The following is a 16774-nucleotide window of genomic DNA, read 5'->3' as shown; positions in this document are numbered from 1 at the left end:
CTAGACCTTCACCTTGTCGCGAACCCGGGCGTCGAGCAGTGCGTAGCAGGCATCGATGACGATGTTGAGCACGAATATGCTCACCGCCGTCAACAACACGGCCGCCTGCAGAACAGCGAAATCGCGCTGCAGGATGGCGTCGATCATCAACTTTCCGATGCCGGGCCAGCCGAAGATGGCCTCGACGACCACCGCGCCGTTGACGAGCCCGACCATCAGGTCGCCGGCAACCGTGAGCGCCGGTGCAGCGGCGTTGCGTAGAGCGTGGTGGGTGACGACTCGAAGATCGCCTGCGCCTTTGCTTCTCGCGAGGCGAACGTACGGTGCCGACAGCGCCGAGACCATCGCGCCGCGCACCACCTGGGTCAGTACGCCGAGAGGGCGAATGAGCAGGGTGGCGATCGGCAGCACCCAGGAGAGCATTCCGCTGTCCACGCCCGAGGTGGGCAGCCAGCCGAACAGGATGGCGAAGACGTAGACACCCATGATGGCGAACCAGAAATCGGGGATGGACGCGGCCGTCATCGACAGCAGGCTCGAGATGCGATCGGCCAGCGAATTCGGTCGGTAGGCAGCCCAGCATCCGATGATCACAGCGCCGAGGATGGCGAGGAACATCGTCGCGAACGCCAGCTGCAGCGTCGCGGGGAACGCGCGCAGTGCCATCGCCGACGCGTCCTCGCCGGTGCGCAGCGACTGCCCGAAGTCGAGTTGCACGACGCCCTTGAAGTAGTCCATCAGTTGCGTCAGGACCGGCTGGTCGAAGCCGTTGGTGGCGCGGAACGCCTCGCGTTGGGCCTGGGTTGCAGACTCGGGCAGGTACAGGCTGGTGGGGTCGCCGGTGAGCCGAGCGAGGAAGAACACGCCCAGCAGAACGACGAACAGCGGGATCAGGCTGGTGTAGATCCGTCGGCGCAGGAATCTGAACATGTCAGGGCCTCTCGGTGTCGGCGCGGGTCATGGCGGCGAGGTGCATTTCGTCGACCGTGGCCGAGTTGGGGGTGTAATCGACCGAGGATGCCTTGGCGAGCACCCCGTTCATGTGCGCGATGTAGGCCATCTGCATGATGTCCTTCGGTTCGTCGGCGAACACCTGCGCGTACGCGGCCTGCCTGTCCTCGCCGGTGAGAGCCCCTGCGGCAGCGATCTTCCGGTCGAATTCTGCTGTGCCGTAGGCACTCTGGAATCCGTCACTGGTGAAGTACTGATCGACGGTGAACGCGGAGTCGCCGGCTTGATTGCCGTGCTGAATCACCAGCAGATACGGGCCGACGTCGGGGAACGGCCGCTCCTGGTACTCGGCGGTGCCTGCGGCGTCCATCATTTCGATCGTGACGTTCATGCCGATCTTGGACAGTGAGTTCTGGATGACCTCCACCGTTTCGTTGATCTTCGGGAACTGCCCGGTGCGTCCGATCAGGCGGATCTCGGTATCGACGGGCACGCCATCGGCCCGGGCCTCGTCGATCAGTGTGCGGGCCTGGTCCATGTCGTAGGGCCACGGTGTCAAGTCCTCGTTGAAGCCGACGACACCCTCGGAGATCAATTGTTCTGCAGGGGAACCGAGTCCACGGAACAGTGCCTTGACGATGCCCTCGCGATTGATGGCGTAGTTGATCGCCTGGCGTACGCGCATGTCGTCCAGGGGCGGTTGCATGGCCTGGATGCGCAGCGCTGTGGTTTCGTTGTTGGGGTACGCGACTCCCAGATCGCCTGCGCCGTCCTCCGGTCCGACCGAGGTGGCGATCTCGGCCTCACCGTTGGTGACCATCGATGCGCGGACGCTGCCCTCGCTGCGCCACTGGTACTCGGCCCTGGCGTACTCGGGCTTCGGGCCCCAGTAGGTTTCGTTGCGCACCAGCGAGAGCTTCTGACCGTAGTCCCACCGCTCGATCGCGAACGGTCCCGTTCCGATGGGTTCGCGTACCCGCTCGGTGTAGCTCGAGGTGCGGGGCACCATCTCCACGAACGAGAGCCGAAGCGGCAGAATGGGATCGGGCTCGGGCGACTGCACGGTCAGCGTCATCGGGTCGACTGCGGTGACCACCAGGTTCGCGTCGCCGAACACGTACCCCTCGACGTTGCAGCCCAGTTCGGAATTGACGGTGCGATCGATCGAGAACGCGGCGTCCTCGGCCTCGAACGGACTGCCGTCGCTGAACGTCACGCCGGGGTGGATGGTGAACGTCCATTCGGTGTCGGAGGTCTGCTCCCAGGAGTCAGCGAGCTTGGGCTCGAGATCGCCGGTGCTGGGGTTGCGTTCCATGAGTGGCTCGGTGATGTTCGAGCGCGTCACCACACCCACCGACGTGAGCGAGACGTCGCAGGCTTCGAGGGTCGGCGGCTCCTGCGGCAGAACGATGCGAAGAGTATCTGCGCGGGCGGCTCCGCCGTTGTTGGAGTTGGCGACGGTGCATCCGCTCGCGACAAGTGAAAGTGACAGCGCGCCAACGGCTATTGCGGCGACACGGTGGGTCCGTCCCTGCTGCACGAAGAGTGCAGGGCTCATGGTGGCCTCCAGTGGGAAAAAGGATCCGCGTCTGCAAGTCGCAGCCGAATCTGTGACGGTAGACACACGGTATGAGCGGGTCATCTCCACCGTCAACCGGACGAAATCGACTTTTCGTCCAGTTCTGTGGGTCACAGCGACGGCTTGACTGCGGTCCGAGTCACAGCATTGCTGGACTGACCAGGCAAGATGCATGACGACCCCGGCGGAGCTGCATCGGCGACGCGTCGTTCATGCCGTTTGGGTATCGGTCCATGTTATTTCCGTGTTGGACAGGTATTCGAAGGGCGGCATACTGTACAGGAAACGCGCACGCTCCACCATCTCGCGAGGAGAACCATGGTCACCGTCAGCTCGCAGAAAACCTCTGTGTCTCAATCCGATTCGCAACGAGGCGGTCGAGTTCTCCGAGTGGGACCGCTGAAGCCGTCGTTGATGGACACCCTGGTTACCGAGTACGACGCGCTGGAACTGCCCGAGGGCGACGATCGCGACGAGTTCCTGTCCGAGCACGGTGCGTCGATCTCTGCGGTGGTCACCTCCGGCCGCACCGGCGTCGATGCTGCGTTGATGGAACGGTTGCCGCAGCTCGGAGCCGTTGTGAACTTCGGCGTCGGCTACGACACCACCGACGTCGACGCGGCAGCCGAACGCGGCGTCGTCGTCAGCAACACCCCCGACGTGTTGACGGACTGTGTGGCCGACCTCGCCGTCGGTCTGGTGATCGACACCGTGCGCGGCCTGTCCTCGGCCGAGCGATTCGTGCGCGCCGGCCGCTGGCCCACCGAGGGCAACACGCCACTGACGCGTCAGGTCACCGGCAAGCGTGTCGGAATCATCGGCCTCGGCCGCATCGGCTCGGCAATTGCCGATCGGCTCAACGGGTTTCGCTGCGAGATCTCGTACCACAATCGCAACGAGATCGACGGTTCGCCCTACGTTTACGCTGCCGGCCCGACAGCGCTCGCCGAGAACGTCGACATATTGATCATCGCCGCGTCCGGCGGTTCGGGTACTGCGCATCTGGTCGATCGCGCAGTGCTCGAAGCTCTGGGACCGCAGGGATATCTGATCAACGTGGCCCGCGGAAGCGTCGTCGACGAGGAGGCGCTCATCGAGTTGCTCGGTGCGGGGAAGCTCGCCGGAGCGGGCCTGGACGTCTTCGCGCACGAACCGGACGTGCCCGACGCCCTGTTGGCGATGGACAACGTGGTGCTGCTGCCGCACGTGGGCAGCGCAACGGTGGAGACGCGGGCTGCGATGGAAGCGCTCACGCTCGAGAACCTCGATCGCTTTCTGGCCGACGGCACCCTCGTCACCCCGGTGACGCAGTGACCGTCGTCGTCGGCTACTCGCCGACCACCGAGGGAAAAGGCGCGCTGCCCTTCGCTTTTCGCGAGGCACACATGCGTGGTACGGACCTGATCGTCGTCGCCGAGGACAGCAGTGCATCCGATGCCGACTTCGGTGCGGCCGTCGAATCTGCCCGCGAGGAGGCGTCGGCCATCGGGGTGGCGGCGAAAATTCACGACAACGAAGCGGGCCGCTCGCATGCCGACAATCTGATCGACCTGTCGTTCGACGAACAGACGCAACTGGTCGTCATCGGCATCAGGCGTCGATCACCCGTCGGAAAGTTGTTCATGGGCAGCATCTCTCAGCGCGTTCTCCTCGAGGCCCACTGCCCGGTGACGGCCGTCAAGCCGCCGGTGGGGACGCCGCGATAGCCATCACGACCATTCCCGCGTCGGCAGCACATCGGTCATGAAGCGGTGCAGTGCCGGGTTGTCGTTGTCCACTCGCCAGGCGGCGTCCAACTCGACGGGGCGTTCCTTGACCGTCCGAACCGGCCGGAACACAACACCTTCCGGCCGCATGGTCGACGCGGACTCCGGTACCAGTGCCAATCCGATTCCGGAACGAACGAGCACCAGCATCGTGTGCACCTGGGTCACGTACTGCACGTAGCGCGGAGACACCCCGACGATGGTGAAGGTACTGATCAGCAGTTCGTGGAAGTACCGCGCGTCGACCGGTGAATACATGATGATCGGCTGCTCGTCGAAGTCCTCCACCGACAGTTCGCTCTTCTCGGCCAGCGGATGAGTGTCGGGCATCGCCGCGATCAACGACTCGTGCAGCACCGGCCGCGACGCGATGCCCGGACGCTTGAGCGGTGGCCTGGCCAACCCGAGATCGATATCGCCGACGGCCAAGGATTCCATCTGCACCGCCGAGACCATTTCGCGTAGAACGAGTTTCACGTCGGGTAACTTCTCGCGTGCGGCGTCGAGCAGCTGCGGTAGCACCGCATGCGCCGATGCGCCGGTGAATCCGACGACGACGGTCCCCAGGTCTCCGGTGGGGACACGTCGCACAGTGAGGAGGGCGCCCTCGGCGAGGTCGAGGATGCGTCGGGCCTCGGGAAGGAATGCCAATCCCGCGGCCGTCAGGGTCACCGATCGGCTGGTGCGGTCGATCAGCTGCACGCCGACTTCGCTTTCGAGCTGTTGGATCTGCCTGCTCAGGGGCGGCTGCGTCATGTGCAGTCGCTCGGCAGCGCGGCCGAAGTGCAGTTCCTCGGCCACGGCGATGAAGCAGGACAACCTGTTGAGCGAGAACATCGATTCATTCCTTGCATCGCGCTGGCGGTTTCGGCGTGCCTTGTCACATCAATCTAGCGGAGAGCCGACAGCGGCGACGAGTAGCAACCTTCCCTCCGGTAAGAGTAGAGTCGCCCGCGCAGGACGTCCCCTGCACTCATCGAATGGAGCCGTCGTGTCTCGAGCTGCCCAGGTGCCTGCCACCGCCGTCGAAGACGTCTCGGTGCTGGGTGCATTGCGATCGCCGAAGCGGCTGAAGACCGAAGTGCTCGCAGGCCTGGTCGTGGCGCTGGCGTTGATTCCGGAAGCCATTTCGTTCTCGATCATCGCCGGCGTGGATCCGCGCGTCGGGCTGTTCGCGTCGTTCACGATGGCCGTCACCATCTCCATCGTCGGCGGCCGGCCGGCGATGATCTCCGCGGCCACCGGAGCGATTGCGCTGGTCGTCGCTCCCTTGGCGCGCGAGTACGGTCTCGACTATCTGATCGCAGCAGTGATTCTCGGCGGAGTGCTGCAGGTCGTGCTCAGCGTTCTCGGTGTCGCGAAGTTGATGCGATTCATTCCGCGCAGCGTCATGGTCGGATTCGTCAACGCGCTGGCGATCCTGATCTTCAGCTCCCAGGTGCCGTACCTGATCGGGGTGCCGTGGTTGGTCTACCCGATGGTCGCCGTGGGCCTGCTCATCATGTTCTTCCTGCCCAAGCTGACGACCATCGTGCCGGCACCGCTGATCGCGATCGTGATACTCACCGGCGTCACACTCGTCTTCGCGTTGGCGGTTCCGGATGTGGGCGACGAGGGCGAACTGCCGTCCTCGCTGCCGTCGTTCCTGATTCCGGACGTGCCGTTCACGTTCGACACACTGTCGATCATCGCGCCGTTCGCACTTGCGATCGCGCTCGTCGGCCTGCTGGAGTCTCTGATGACGGCCAAGCTCGTTGACGACATCACCGATTCGCATTCCGACAAGACCCGCGAGGGTTGGGGCCAGGGCGTGGCGAATCTGGTCACCGGATTCACCGGCGGTATGGGGGGCTGCGCGATGATCGGCCAGACCATGATCAACGTCAAGGTCTCCGGTGCGCGTACGCGGATCTCGACATTCTTGGCCGGAGTCTTCCTGCTGATCCTGGTCGTCGTCCTCGGCGACATCGTCGCGCTCATTCCGATGGCCGCACTAGTCGCGGTGATGATCATGGTCTCCATCGGCACTTTCGACTGGCACAGCATTCATCCGAAGACGTTGCGGCGCATGCCCAAGAGCGAGACCCTGGTCATGGTGGCCACGGTTGCGGTCACCGTCGTCACCCACAACCTCGCCTACGGCGTGTTGGTCGGTGTGGTCACCGCGATGGTGCTGTTCGCCCGACGGGTGGCCCACCTGACCGAGGTCGTCGATGTGGCTCATCCCGACGAGGACACCCGGGTCTACGCGGTGAAGGGTGAGTTGTTCTTCGCGTCGAGCAACGATCTGATCTATCAGTTCGACTACGTGGGAGATCCGAAGAACGTCGTCATCGACATGTCGGAGTCGCACATCTGGGACGCGTCGACCGTCGCGACCCTCGATGCCATCACCACCAAGTACGCAGCGAAGGGCAAGACGGTCGAGATCGTCGGCCTGAACGCGCCGTCGATCGAGCGGCACGAGCGCCTCAGTGGAAACCTCGGTGCCGAACACTGACTAGGGTGGGCGGTCGAGGAGAGGCGGCACATGGCAGACGACGGCATGCACATGCAGATCGGGCAGGTAGCTCAGAGAACCGAGCTGTCCATCCGTACGGTGCGTCACTACGACGACGTCGGCCTGGTCACGCCCTCTGCTCGGACCGTCGGCGGCTTCCGGCTGTACACCGAGTCCGATGTCGAACGCCTGCTCGTCATCCGTCGGATGAAGCCTCTGGACTTCACGCTGGCCGAGATGAAGCAGCTACTCGAATCCCTCGACGTTCTGGGCGATGCGAACGCGACCGACGACGATCGGTCGTCGGCCGCGGCTTTCGTGCGTGAATGCCACGCCAAGGCAGAGGAAAGCTGCCGCACGTTGCGGCGGCAGCTCGCCTACGCCGAGGAACTGACCGAGGTGCTGTCGACTCGCGGGGCACCAGCCCGGAGCGAGTAGGTTCGGCTCTAGCGGCCGAAGCTACTGCATCCAGGTCGAACCGGAATTCCCGCGAGGCGGTCGTCCAACCACGCGAATGCACCGGGAGCTCCACTGCCGGCAACGATGCTGTGCTCACCCAGGTATTCCTCGAGGCGGACGTCGGCTCCGCGTGAACACCACTTGTCGAACACGGCCTCGGGACCTTCCTTCGGAATCCAGAACTCCTGCTGTCCGTGATATAGGAACACCGGTGCCGTCGGGGTTCCGCCGTCTCCCAATCGATTCTGATCGGCAACTGCGAGCGCCAGCGGCGAATCGAACGCATCGGGAGTGATGGACAGTGACTCGATGCGGATCGGAGCAACGATTCCGAACGGTGCAATCCCGACGATGCACAGGTCCTTCGACGCCTGTGCGAGCCGCCACCCGTCGTCGTTGTAGAGCGACAGCATCTCCGGGTACTCGCGCGCAACGCCCATCGCTGCCGCGAGGAACACCGCCGACGCTGCGTTGCCGTTCATGGACTGACGTAGCAGCGCGAAGTCGGTGGGCGTTCCGCCGAACGCTGCGCCGACGATGTTCAGTTCGGGGGCGTAGGCCGGAGCCTCCTGCACGGCCCAGCCCGATGCGATCGCCCCACCCGAGTAGCCCGTAATACCCAGGGGCGCAGTCGGATCGAGGCCGAGCGCGGCGGTCGTGACCGCGCCGCGCAGACCGTCGAGTACGGCGTGCGCCGCCATCGGTCCGACGGCGTACGCATGGCGTGGCCCCTGATGGTCGGTGACTACGACGGCGTAGCCCCGCGCCAGAAGCAGCTGCACGGGCGCCAATTCCGGAGCGATGCCCCGTTGCATGGTCCACGATGGCTCACACGTGGCGCCGAGCGAATCGATGGCCATGTTGTAGGCAACAACAGGGCGCGGACCCGGCGAGGTCCAGGGTGCGGTCGGGACGATGACGCTGGTGACGATGGCAGCGGGGCGGTCCTTCGCGTCGGTCGAGGCGACCAGCAGTTGGGTGGTGGTGACCGGGGTGACGAGTGGTCCGGCGGTGACGCTGCGGGTCCGCAGAACTGTTCCGGGAGCGGCTGTTTCGTATCCGGGCGGCGGAACGACCCACGGATCGTCGAGCGGTGTCGCGGCGATCGATTCGGCGGTTCGCGGTGGATTCTGGAAATCGCCGAGTGGATCGGCACCCGCCGACCATTGCCCGCCCGACACCACCAACGAAACCGCAGCGACCGCCGCTGCACACCGACGGCCGAACTTCGCGTACTTCCCCATCTGAGACCCCCCGGTCCAAGTTCCGGATCGTTACCGGAGCTTTCCAAACGACTCTAGGGGCCGGAACCATCTACAGGGGCCGAACGCACTATTTTCTCGGATCGAACCATGATGAATTGCTTCGGCGTCACGTCACCTCGCCACTCACACGAGACGCTTCAGCCGTCGACGACCACCGGGACGATGAGGGGCTGACGGCCAAGGGTCTGCTTGGCCCACCGCGCCGATTCCTGCACGATGCGCTTCTCGATGTGCTCGCGTGAGGCGACGTTCCCGTCGCTCTCGCGGGTCAGAGTCTTGCCGATCGCCTTGGCGAGTGAGTCGAAAGCGTTGGCCTCGTGGGCGAATCCGCGTCCGATGAAGTCGACGTCGTCGACCAGCAGGCCGGTGTCGGGGTCCACGATCGCGATGACCGTCAGCACGCCCTCGTTCGCGAGCAGGCGACGTTCGGCCAGCGAATCCTCCGTCACACCGCCGACGGCACTGCCGTCGACGTAGATCAGTTCGATGGGGACGGAGCCGGTGATCTGCGCGACGCCGTCGAACAGATCGATGACGCTTCCGTTCTCGGCGATCAACACTCGATCGCGGGGAACGCCGGTCCTGATCGCGAGATCGGCGTTGGCGCGCAGATGCCGCGACTCACCGTGTACGGGAAGCACATTGGCGGGTTCGAGGATGTTGTAGCAGTAGACGAGCTCGCCTGCGCTGGCGTGACCGGAGACGTGCACCTTCGCATTTCCCTTGTGCACCACGCGTGCACCCTTGTCGACGAGACCGTTGATGACGCGGTAGATCGCGTTCTCGTTTCCGGGAATGAGGCTGCTCGCCATCAGCACGGTGTCGCCGTCGCCGACCTTGATCTGATGCTCACCCGACGCCATCCGCGACAGCGCGGCGAGAGGCTCGCCTTGCGATCCGGTGCAGATCAGCGTGATCTTGTTCGCCGGAAGACGGTTGAGCTTCGGTAGATCGACGACGAGCCCGTCGGGCACATCGAGGTAATTCAGATCGGTTGCAATCTTCATGTTGCGCACCATCGATCGGCCCACGAACGCAACCTTGCGGCCCTGCGCATGCGCGGCGTCGAGTACCTGTTGAATGCGGTGCACGTGACTGGCGAAGCTCGACACGATCACGCGCCCCGTCGTTTCGCGGAACACCTTCTCGATGGCCGGGACCAGATCGCGTTCGGAGACCATGAACCCGGGAACTTCGGCGTTGGTGGAGTCGACGAGAAGCAGATCGAGCCCTTCCTCGCCGAGGCGTGCGAAGCTACGGAGATCGGTGATCCGGCCGTCCAGCGGGAACTGGTCCATCTTGAAGTCGCCGGTGTGCAGCACAAGCCCGGCGTCGGTGCGAATGGCGATGGCGAGACCGTCGGGAATCGAGTGGTTGACGGCGATGAACTCGAGCTCGAACGGGCCTTCCTGACGGGTTTGCCCCGCCTCGACCTCGATCAGCTTTGTCGATACCTTGAACTCCTCGAACTTGGCAGCGAGGAAGTGCAGCGTCAGCCGCGACGAGATGACGGGGATGTCGCCGCGCTCGCGCAGCAGGTACGGGACGCCACCGATGTGATCCTCGTGTCCGTGGGTGAGGACGATCGCAACGACGTCGTCGAGACGATCGCGGATGCAACTCCAGTCGGGGAGGATGACGTCGACGCCGGGCTGGTGCTCTTCGGGGAACAGGACGCCGCAGTCGACGATCAGCAGTTTTCCGTCGTATTCGAAGACCGTCATGTTCCGACCGATCTCGCCGAGACCGCCGGTCGCGATCACGCGAAGGTGCCCTGCCTGGAGCGCGGAGGAGGATCGCTTTCTCGGTGCGGCGGGGGATCTGCGGTTCCGTGGTGATCTCGACATGCCTCTTACGCTACGGGGGGCCTCCGACCTGGTGTCGACCCCGGTCCGAAGACTGTCGATTTGCGTCAACTCTACTGTTGCGTAAGAGTAGGGATCAGTTTCCCGACTGTTTCTCCCCCACCTGATGTGTGCGGGACGCGTGAGATGCCCATCGGGCTCCACGAACAAAGCCTTCGGGCGCAGCGATGCGCCCACCCATGGACGAGAGCGGCCGTTGGTCGGCACGTGAAGTCCATCGATCACGAATGGAGAGATATGAGCGACTCCGCCGAGCGGATTCCTACCGTCATGGGTGCCCTGCGGTCCCCCCGAATGCTCAAAACCGAGGTGCTGGCCGGCCTGGTTGTCGCGTTGGCGCTGATCCCCGAGGCCATCGCGTTCTCGATCATTGCCGGCGTCGATCCGCGAGTGGGCCTGTTCGCGTCCTTCACGATGGCCGTGTCCATCGCGTTCCTGGGCGGTCGCCCCGCGATGATCTCCGCGGCCACCGGAGCGATTGCCCTGGTCATCGCCCCGGTCGCCAAGCAGTACGGCCTCGACTACTTCATCGCCACCGTCATCCTCGCCGGCGTCCTCCAGGTGGTTCTCGGGGTCCTCGGCGTTGCCAAGCTGATGCGCTTCATTCCTCGCAGCGTCATGGTGGGCTTCGTCAACGCACTGGCAATTCTGATCTTCACCTCGCAGTTTCCGTCGCTCATCGGCGTTCCGTGGCTGGTGTACCCGCTGGTGGCCGTCGGTCTGCTGATCATGTTCCTGCTCCCCAAGGTCACCTCCGTCGTTCCCGCACCTCTGGTCGCCATCGTGCTGCTGACCGTTGCCACGGTGGTGTTCGCGCTGAACGTCCCCAACGTCGGCGGTGAAGGCGAGCTGCCGTCGAGCCTGCCCGCACTGCTGTTTCCCGACGTTCCCCTGAACCTCGAAACCCTGAGCATCATCGCTCCGTACGCGTTGGCCATGGCCATCGTCGGGCTGCTCGAGTCGTTGCTCACCGCCAAGCTCGTCGACGACGTCACCGACACGCACTCGAACAAGACCCGCGAGAGCTGGGGCCAGGGCGCAGCCAACGTCATCACCGGCTTCTTCGGCGGCATGGGTGGTTGCGCGATGGTCGGCCAGACGATGATCAACGTCAAGGCCTCGGGTGCCCGGACGCGCATCTCGACGTTCCTCGCCGGTGTGTTTCTGCTGATTCTCGTGGTCGGGCTCGGCGATATCGTGGCGTTGATTCCGATGGCCGCGCTGGCGGCCGTCATGATCATGGTCGCGATCGGCACGATGGATTGGTACAGCATTCAACCGAAGACGTTGCGGCGCATGCCCAGGAGTGAAACAGCAGTCATGCTGGCAACCGTGGTCGTCACCGTCGCCACCCACAACCTGGCCTACGGAGTCGTGGTGGGAGTGGTCACCGCGATGGTGCTGTTCGCCCGACGGGTCGCTCACCTGACCGAGGTCGTCGATGTGGCTCATCCCGACGAGGACACTCGCGTGTATGCGGTGAAGGGTGAGTTGTTCTTCGCGTCGAGCAACGATCTGATCTATCAGTTCGACTACGTGGGAGATCCGAAGAACGTCGTCATCGATATGTCCGAGTCGCACATCTGGGACGCGTCGACCGTGGCGACCCTCGATGCCATCACCTCGAAGTACGAGGCGAAGGGCAAACATGTCCGGATCATCGGACTGAACGCCGCATCTGCCGAACGGCACGTTCGATTGAGTGGGCAGCTGTCCGGCGGGCACTGACGCAGCAAGTCCGGTTCCGAAACCATTGCGGACTCGCGCGTCATCACTTTAAAGTGATGACGCGCGTCATCGGATCGCGTTTCGTGCGGGAGGGGTTCGTCAGCATGCATGTTCACACCGCGGTGATCATCGGCAGCGGTTTCGGTGGCCAGTGCGCCGCGAAAGCACTGCTCGATCGGGGAATCGACGACCTCGTGATTCTCGAAAGGCGTCCCTTCCTCGGTGGCACGTGGAAGCAGAACCGCTACCCGGGTGCAGCCGTCGATGTGCAGAGTCCGCTCTACTCGATTGCGTCGGAGCCGTTCGAGTGGACGCGGATGTTCGCCGAACGTGAGGAACTCGATCGGTACACCCAGCACGTGCTCGATTCCAACGGGTTGCCTGCTCGAACACATGCGAACACGGATGTGCAGAAGATCGAATGGGTCGGTGATCACTGGGCAATTTCCACCTCGCGCGGCGAGTATGCGGCGAAGTTCGTGGTCAATGCCTCGGGACCCCTCAGCACTCCCGTCGTGCCACCGTTCCCTGGCCGAGAGAAGTTTCAGGGCAAGCAGTTTCACACGAACGACTGGGACACCGAGTACGGCCACGCCGGCAAGCGGGTGGCCATCGTCGGCAGCGGTGCCAGTGCCGCACAGGTGATTCCTGCGATCCAACCCGACGTGGAACAGCTGCACGTTTTCCAGCGCACCCCGCACTGGGTGATGCCCCGTCACGATCGCGAATTCACGCCGTGGCAGCGCAGGTTGCTGAAGTTGGAACCGATCCGCAGGCTGGTCCGCGCGGGGATCTACTGGAGTCTCGAAACTCGCATCATCGGCTTCAAGTACTCGCGGACTATGTTGAAGGCGGTGGCGCAGCGAACTGCGTTGAAACACATCGAGTCTCAGGTGCCGGATTCCGAGCTTCGAGCGAAGGTCACCCCTGACTACGTCATCGGGTGCAAGAGGGTTCTGCTGTCCAACACGCTCTATCCCGCGCTGGGGCAGGCGAACGTCACCCTGCACGACAAGAACGACGGCATCTCGGAAATCACCGAGACCGGAATTGTCACCACCACAGGCGAACACGTCGATGTCGATCTTCTGGTGTGGTCCACCGGATACGACGCCACCGACGGCGTCATCTCGTACCCGGTGATCGGACGTGACGGCCGAGCCCTGTCCGACGTCTGGGATCCCTACCCACGTGCCTACCTCGGTACCACGATTCCTGGATTCCCCAACCTGTTCGTCGTCACCGGGCCGAACACCGGAATCGGCCACACCTCTGCGATCTTCCTCATCGAGGCGCAGATGGAGTACATCGTGCGGGCCGTCGACGCCGTCCGGCAGGTGGGTGCGACGGCCATCGAGGTCACCGCAGCTGCCGAGCAGGAATACACCGACACGATTCATCGCGAGATGGAGGGCACAGTCTGGAAGGACGGTGGCTGCCACAGCTGGTACCAGTCCAAATCCGGACACGTCGTGGCCATGTTCCCCGGGTTCAGCTTCACATTCCGCCGGTGGGCCAAGCGTTTTCGGCCCGAGGCCCATCACATCCACCGGTCGTCCACCGAGGCGACGACGAAGGACGAGGTATCGGCATGAGCAAGCACACCGGCCAGGTCGCGCTGATCACCGGCGCGGCAGGCGGAATCGGTTCCGCCGTTGCCACTGCGCTGCATCGACGCGGTGCCTCGATCGTTCTGGTCGATATGAAGTCCACCGATCTCGAATCGGTGGCGGCGAAGCTGGGTAACCAGCGCGTGGCGATCGCGTACGCCGACGTCACGGTGCGCGAGCAGCTCGACGCAGCCGTCGCAACCGCGATCGACACTTTCGGCACGCTCGACATGGTGATGGCCAACGCCGGAATCTCCAGCGGTGCGAAGGCATCGACCGTTCGCTCCGTGGACGACGGAGTCTTCGAGCGGGTCATCGGCGTCAACCTGATCGGCGTGTGGAACACGGTGCGGGCCGCTCTGCCGCACATCGTCGAGTCCGGGGGCTACGTGCTGCTCACCTCGTCCACGTACGCGTACCTCAACGGCCTGGCGAATGCGCCGTACGCGGCTTCGAAGGCGGCGGTCGAGCAGCTCGGTCGTGCTTTGCGGGCGGAACTTGCGGGCACGAAAGCGACTGCTGGAGTGCTGTATCCGGGATGGGTGGCGACGCCGATCGCCGAGGTCGCATTCGGCGGCGACGACGTGGCGACGGCCATGATCGACCGGGCTTTTCCCTCGCCCCTGCTCCGTCCGATCACGCCGGACAAGCTCGCGCGCGTGGCCGTTCGAGGTATCGAACGGCGGGCTGCGCGTATCGCCGTCCCCGGTCGCTGGATCCCGATCTCGATACTGCGCGGCATCGTGAACCCGATCATGGACGCCGCGATGGAACGGGACGCCGAATTGATCCGTCTGACTGCCGAATTGGATGCCCGACGGTCATGAGCACGGTGTCCGAAGCCGCAGGTCGCGCCTACGGCGGTGAGAGCGCGGCCGACCGCGACGATCGCAGGCGGCGGCAGCTGCTCGACGCCGGGCTACGGGTGTTCGGCAGCGTCGGATACCGCGCCGCGACGGTCCGCGGACTGTGCCGCGAGGCCAAGATCGCCGATCGAGACTTCTATCGGCACTTCGACAAGACCGAGGACTTGCTGCTCGCTGTCTACGCCGAATGCATTGCACGCCTCACCGATTCGGTATCCGACGCAATCGTGCAGGTGGATCGGGACGGTGATCTCAGGGATGTTGCGAAGCAGTTGCTCGACCCCTTCTTCCAGGTCATCGAAGATCCGCACCTGGCCCGAGTGGTGTGGATGGAGGTGCTCGGGGTCAGCCCCCGCGTCGAGCAGACGTACCTGACGGTGATGCAGCAATTCGGAACACTGCTGCTCGGCTACCTTCGTACGTTCGCGGGCGAGGTTCCCTCGGGCCCCGATCTGGATGTCGACCTGCTCGCCACCGCGGCCATCGGCGGCATCAGCCACACCGCGATGACCTGGTATCAGAGTGGCTACGCCGCAGACCGACGCATCGTCGTCGCGACCATCGCGACCATGCTCGCCAACATCGTCGCGCCCCTCGCTGCGGAATCAGTGCGCCACTAGCCCTGGCTCACCGGCACAACCCTTTTCAGGAATGCGAGTTGTTCCTCGATGATGGTCGGGAACAGTGGCTGCACGTAGGGGTCGAAGTGCCCACCCTTGTGGATGTGCACGGTGGCGTCGGGAATCCTGCGCGCGACCTTCTGGCACACCGCCGCCGGCGTGATGGCGTCCTCCGACATGATCTGTACCAGTACCGGACAGGTGATCTTCGACGCGGTTCTACCGGGCGAGTACAGCCCGATGCGTAGAAGGATCCGTGCTGCAACGGTTTCGGGGTAGGCACCGGATTCGAGCCCGGACTCGGCGAGAAGTTTGTCGCGGCCGGGCGCGGCGTCGGGCGTGGCCATCACAGCGACATCACCGGGGTAGCCGACGGATTCGACGTACCGGGGGGATTTCCCGCGCACTGCGCGGATCTGGTCGATCACTGCCGATGGGGCGAGCTTCATGGTGCGCCGAAGTCCGGTGGCGCGCACGGCAGCGATGCCGTCGACGTGCGGAACCTGAGCGATGACAGCGGCGAAATTCTCTCCGGCACCTGCCCTGGTGAGCACGTGTCCGCCGGCGAAGGAGGTGCCCCAACCGACGATGCGAGCGGAGTCCACACCGTCGAGAGTCCTGGCGTAGGCGACGGCGTTGGTCCAGTCGACGAGTTGCTTGCCGATGTCCAGGAGCTGCCGCGGCTGGCCGTCGCTGTCGCCGAAGTGGCGGTAGTCGAAGACGAGAACCGTGTAGCCGGCGCGGGCGAAGATCTCCGCGTAGGCGAAGAGGCGAATGGCACGCGGGGTGCCGAATCCGTGGGCCATCACCACGGCCGGTGTGTCGGCGGTGGCTCCGGTCGGCCGATACACCGCAGCGGCGCAGCGCACTCCCTCGGAGTCGAACCATTCGTCGGTGCGGGTGTATCCGGCCTGGTCGTCGGCGCTCATGTGGTGGTCCTTCGTCTGGTCCTTGATCGGCATTCAAGAAGCTAGCACTGTCTTGAATGCCGATCAAGATAGGATGTCGAGATGCCGCGCAACCGTCGACCCGTCGATCGCGCCGAGAAGCGCTCCGAGATCGTGAGCGCCGCTCGGTCGCTGTTCGTCGACGACGGCTACGAGCACACGCCGATGGGGCGGATCGCGACTGCGGCCGGAGTGACCACCAATACGATCTACTGGTATTTCGGTGACAAGGACGAGCTACTCGTCGGGGTGCTGGACGAGATTCACACCGATGCGCTTGCTCGGTTCGCCGCGCTCACCGGGCTCTCGGTGAACGAGCAGGTCCTCTGGGTGGTGGAGGAGCTCGAGAAGTATCACCGGCTGGTCGACACAGTGCACTCCCGCACCTCGGTATCCTCGTGTCTCGACAAATGGCACAACAATTTTCACTCGTTGTGGGAGCAGTGGATCGCCGCCGAGCTACGCCGCGAGGAGGTCGGTGAAGCCGAGATCGAACCGACGACTCGCATGATCGTCTTCGTCGTCGAGGCCATGTTGACGCACCCGCAGGACGAGTCGTCGAAGCGGGCGATCATCGATCTGCTCTTCCGCAAGGTCGGCGTCTGACGGTTGTCGGAT

General features: G+C 64.2%; 15 protein-coding genes. 9 read left to right on the top strand and 6 right to left on the bottom strand.

What is annotated here, in order from left to right; genetic code table 11:
* Together CH283_RS22500 and CH283_RS22495 are read right to left on the bottom strand one after the other, a co-directional pair.
* Window positions 1-930: an ABC transporter permease gene (locus tag CH283_RS22500; RefSeq protein WP_068048905.1), complete on the bottom strand. Its 930-nt coding sequence runs from the start codon at window positions 928-930 to the stop codon at window positions 1-3.
* 1 nt (window position 931) lies between these two features.
* Entirely contained in the window at window positions 932-2509 is a 1578-nt protein-coding gene (locus tag CH283_RS22495; protein WP_094640497.1) for an ABC transporter substrate-binding protein, read from the bottom strand.
* 339 nt (window positions 2510-2848) lie between these two features.
* Between CH283_RS22495 and CH283_RS22490 the strand changes: the two genes are divergently transcribed.
* Both CH283_RS22490 and CH283_RS22485 read left to right on the top strand, forming a co-directional pair.
* The gene (locus tag CH283_RS22490) at window positions 2849-3844 is read left to right on the top strand and encodes a 2-hydroxyacid dehydrogenase (protein WP_094640468.1); all 996 of its coding nucleotides are present in this window, start codon (window positions 2849-2851) and stop codon (window positions 3842-3844) included.
* Complete coding sequence (locus CH283_RS22485; RefSeq protein WP_094640469.1) at window positions 3841-4236, top strand: universal stress protein; 396 nt, start codon at window positions 3841-3843, stop codon at window positions 4234-4236. Before CH283_RS22490 ends, CH283_RS22485 begins: the two co-directional genes overlap by 4 nt.
* A 3-nt stretch (window positions 4237-4239) precedes the next feature.
* On the opposite strand, the gene CH283_RS22480 is transcribed toward CH283_RS22485, so the two are convergent.
* Window positions 4240-5133, bottom strand: coding sequence for a LysR substrate-binding domain-containing protein (locus tag CH283_RS22480; RefSeq protein WP_068048920.1), 894 nt, complete (start codon window positions 5131-5133; stop codon window positions 4240-4242).
* Window positions 5134-5287: 154 nt separating this feature from the next.
* On the opposite strand from CH283_RS22480, the gene CH283_RS22475 reads away from it, so the two are divergent.
* Complete coding sequence (locus tag CH283_RS22475; protein ID WP_255183307.1) at window positions 5288-6796, top strand: SulP family inorganic anion transporter; 1509 nt, start codon at window positions 5288-5290, stop codon at window positions 6794-6796.
* A gap of 30 nt (window positions 6797-6826) precedes the next feature.
* Window positions 6827-7234, top strand: coding sequence for a MerR family transcriptional regulator (locus tag CH283_RS22470; protein WP_068048924.1), 408 nt, complete (start codon window positions 6827-6829; stop codon window positions 7232-7234).
* A gap of 8 nt (window positions 7235-7242) precedes the next feature.
* Here the strand turns inward: CH283_RS22470 and CH283_RS22465 are convergent, their stop codons facing one another.
* Entirely contained in the window at window positions 7243-8499 is a 1257-nt protein-coding gene (locus CH283_RS22465) for a lipase family protein (RefSeq protein WP_094640471.1), read from the bottom strand.
* A 158-nt stretch (window positions 8500-8657) separates the two neighbouring features.
* Window positions 8658-10244 carry a ribonuclease J gene (locus tag CH283_RS22460; protein ID WP_373454847.1) on the bottom strand — a complete coding sequence of 529 codons (1587 nt, stop codon included), beginning with the start codon at window positions 10242-10244 and terminating at the stop codon, window positions 8658-8660.
* A gap of 378 nt (window positions 10245-10622) precedes the next feature.
* Between CH283_RS22460 and CH283_RS22455 the strand changes: the two genes are divergently transcribed.
* Genes CH283_RS22455 through CH283_RS22440 form a run of 4 tightly spaced genes read left to right on the top strand, consistent with a single transcriptional unit; the run spans window position 10623 to window position 15209 of the window.
* A complete protein-coding gene (locus CH283_RS22455) occupies window positions 10623-12113 on the top strand; it encodes a SulP family inorganic anion transporter (protein WP_094640473.1) in 1491 nt (496 codons plus the stop codon).
* Between the two features lie 56 nt (window positions 12114-12169).
* Complete coding sequence (locus CH283_RS22450) at window positions 12170-13708, top strand: flavin-containing monooxygenase (protein WP_255183305.1); 1539 nt, start codon at window positions 12170-12172, stop codon at window positions 13706-13708.
* Window positions 13705-14550, top strand: a complete 846-nt coding sequence (locus tag CH283_RS22445) for an SDR family NAD(P)-dependent oxidoreductase (RefSeq protein WP_094640474.1) — start codon at window positions 13705-13707, stop codon at window positions 14548-14550. The genes CH283_RS22450 and CH283_RS22445 overlap by 4 nt, the downstream gene beginning before the upstream one ends.
* The gene (locus CH283_RS22440; RefSeq protein ID WP_094640475.1) at window positions 14547-15209 is read left to right on the top strand and encodes a TetR/AcrR family transcriptional regulator; all 663 of its coding nucleotides are present in this window, start codon (window positions 14547-14549) and stop codon (window positions 15207-15209) included. Before CH283_RS22445 ends, CH283_RS22440 begins: the two co-directional genes overlap by 4 nt.
* Here the strand turns inward: CH283_RS22440 and CH283_RS22435 are convergent.
* Window positions 15206-16138, bottom strand: a complete 933-nt coding sequence (locus CH283_RS22435) for an alpha/beta hydrolase (protein WP_094640499.1) — start codon at window positions 16136-16138, stop codon at window positions 15206-15208. The genes CH283_RS22440 and CH283_RS22435 overlap by 4 nt on opposite strands.
* Window positions 16139-16219: 81 nt before the next feature.
* On the opposite strand from CH283_RS22435, the gene CH283_RS22430 reads away from it, so the two are divergent.
* A complete protein-coding gene (locus CH283_RS22430) occupies window positions 16220-16762 on the top strand; it encodes a TetR/AcrR family transcriptional regulator (protein ID WP_094640476.1) in 543 nt (180 codons plus the stop codon).
* Window positions 16763-16774: the final 12 nt, after the last annotated feature.

The organism is Rhodococcus sp. 05-2254-2, from assembly GCF_002259095.1.
Classification (GTDB): Bacteria; Actinomycetota; Actinomycetes; order Mycobacteriales; family Mycobacteriaceae; genus Rhodococcoides.
Note: the sequence above shows the minus strand (reverse complement) of the source record. Positions and strands in the feature narration are given on the sequence as shown.

Bases quoted from the DNA above. Each gene is read 5' to 3' on its own strand.
- CH283_RS22480 (WP_068048920.1), bottom strand. From the start codon at position 5,133: ATGTTCTCGCTCAACAGGTTGTCCTGCTTCATCGCCGTGGCCGAGGAA.
- CH283_RS22495 (WP_094640497.1), bottom strand. From the start codon at position 2,509: ATGAGCCCTGCACTCTTCGTGCAGCAGGGACGGACCCACCGTGTCGCC.
- CH283_RS22445 (WP_094640474.1), top strand. From the start codon at position 13,705: ATGAGCAAGCACACCGGCCAGGTCGCGCTGATCACCGGCGCGGCAGGC.
- CH283_RS22490 (WP_094640468.1), top strand. From the start codon at position 2,849: ATGGTCACCGTCAGCTCGCAGAAAACCTCTGTGTCTCAATCCGATTCG.
- CH283_RS22450 (WP_255183305.1), top strand. From the start codon at position 12,170: ATGACGCGCGTCATCGGATCGCGTTTCGTGCGGGAGGGGTTCGTCAGC.
- CH283_RS22440 (WP_094640475.1), top strand. From the start codon at position 14,547: ATGAGCACGGTGTCCGAAGCCGCAGGTCGCGCCTACGGCGGTGAGAGC.
- CH283_RS22430 (WP_094640476.1), top strand. From the start codon at position 16,220: ATGCCGCGCAACCGTCGACCCGTCGATCGCGCCGAGAAGCGCTCCGAG.
- CH283_RS22465 (WP_094640471.1), bottom strand. From the start codon at position 8,499: ATGGGGAAGTACGCGAAGTTCGGCCGTCGGTGTGCAGCGGCGGTCGCT.
- CH283_RS22460 (WP_373454847.1), bottom strand. From the start codon at position 10,244: ATGACGGTCTTCGAATACGACGGAAAACTGCTGATCGTCGACTGCGGC.
- CH283_RS22455 (WP_094640473.1), top strand. From the start codon at position 10,623: ATGAGCGACTCCGCCGAGCGGATTCCTACCGTCATGGGTGCCCTGCGG.
- CH283_RS22500 (WP_068048905.1), bottom strand. From the start codon at position 930: ATGTTCAGATTCCTGCGCCGACGGATCTACACCAGCCTGATCCCGCTG.
- CH283_RS22435 (WP_094640499.1), bottom strand. From the start codon at position 16,138: ATGAGCGCCGACGACCAGGCCGGATACACCCGCACCGACGAATGGTTC.
- CH283_RS22470 (WP_068048924.1), top strand. From the start codon at position 6,827: ATGGCAGACGACGGCATGCACATGCAGATCGGGCAGGTAGCTCAGAGA.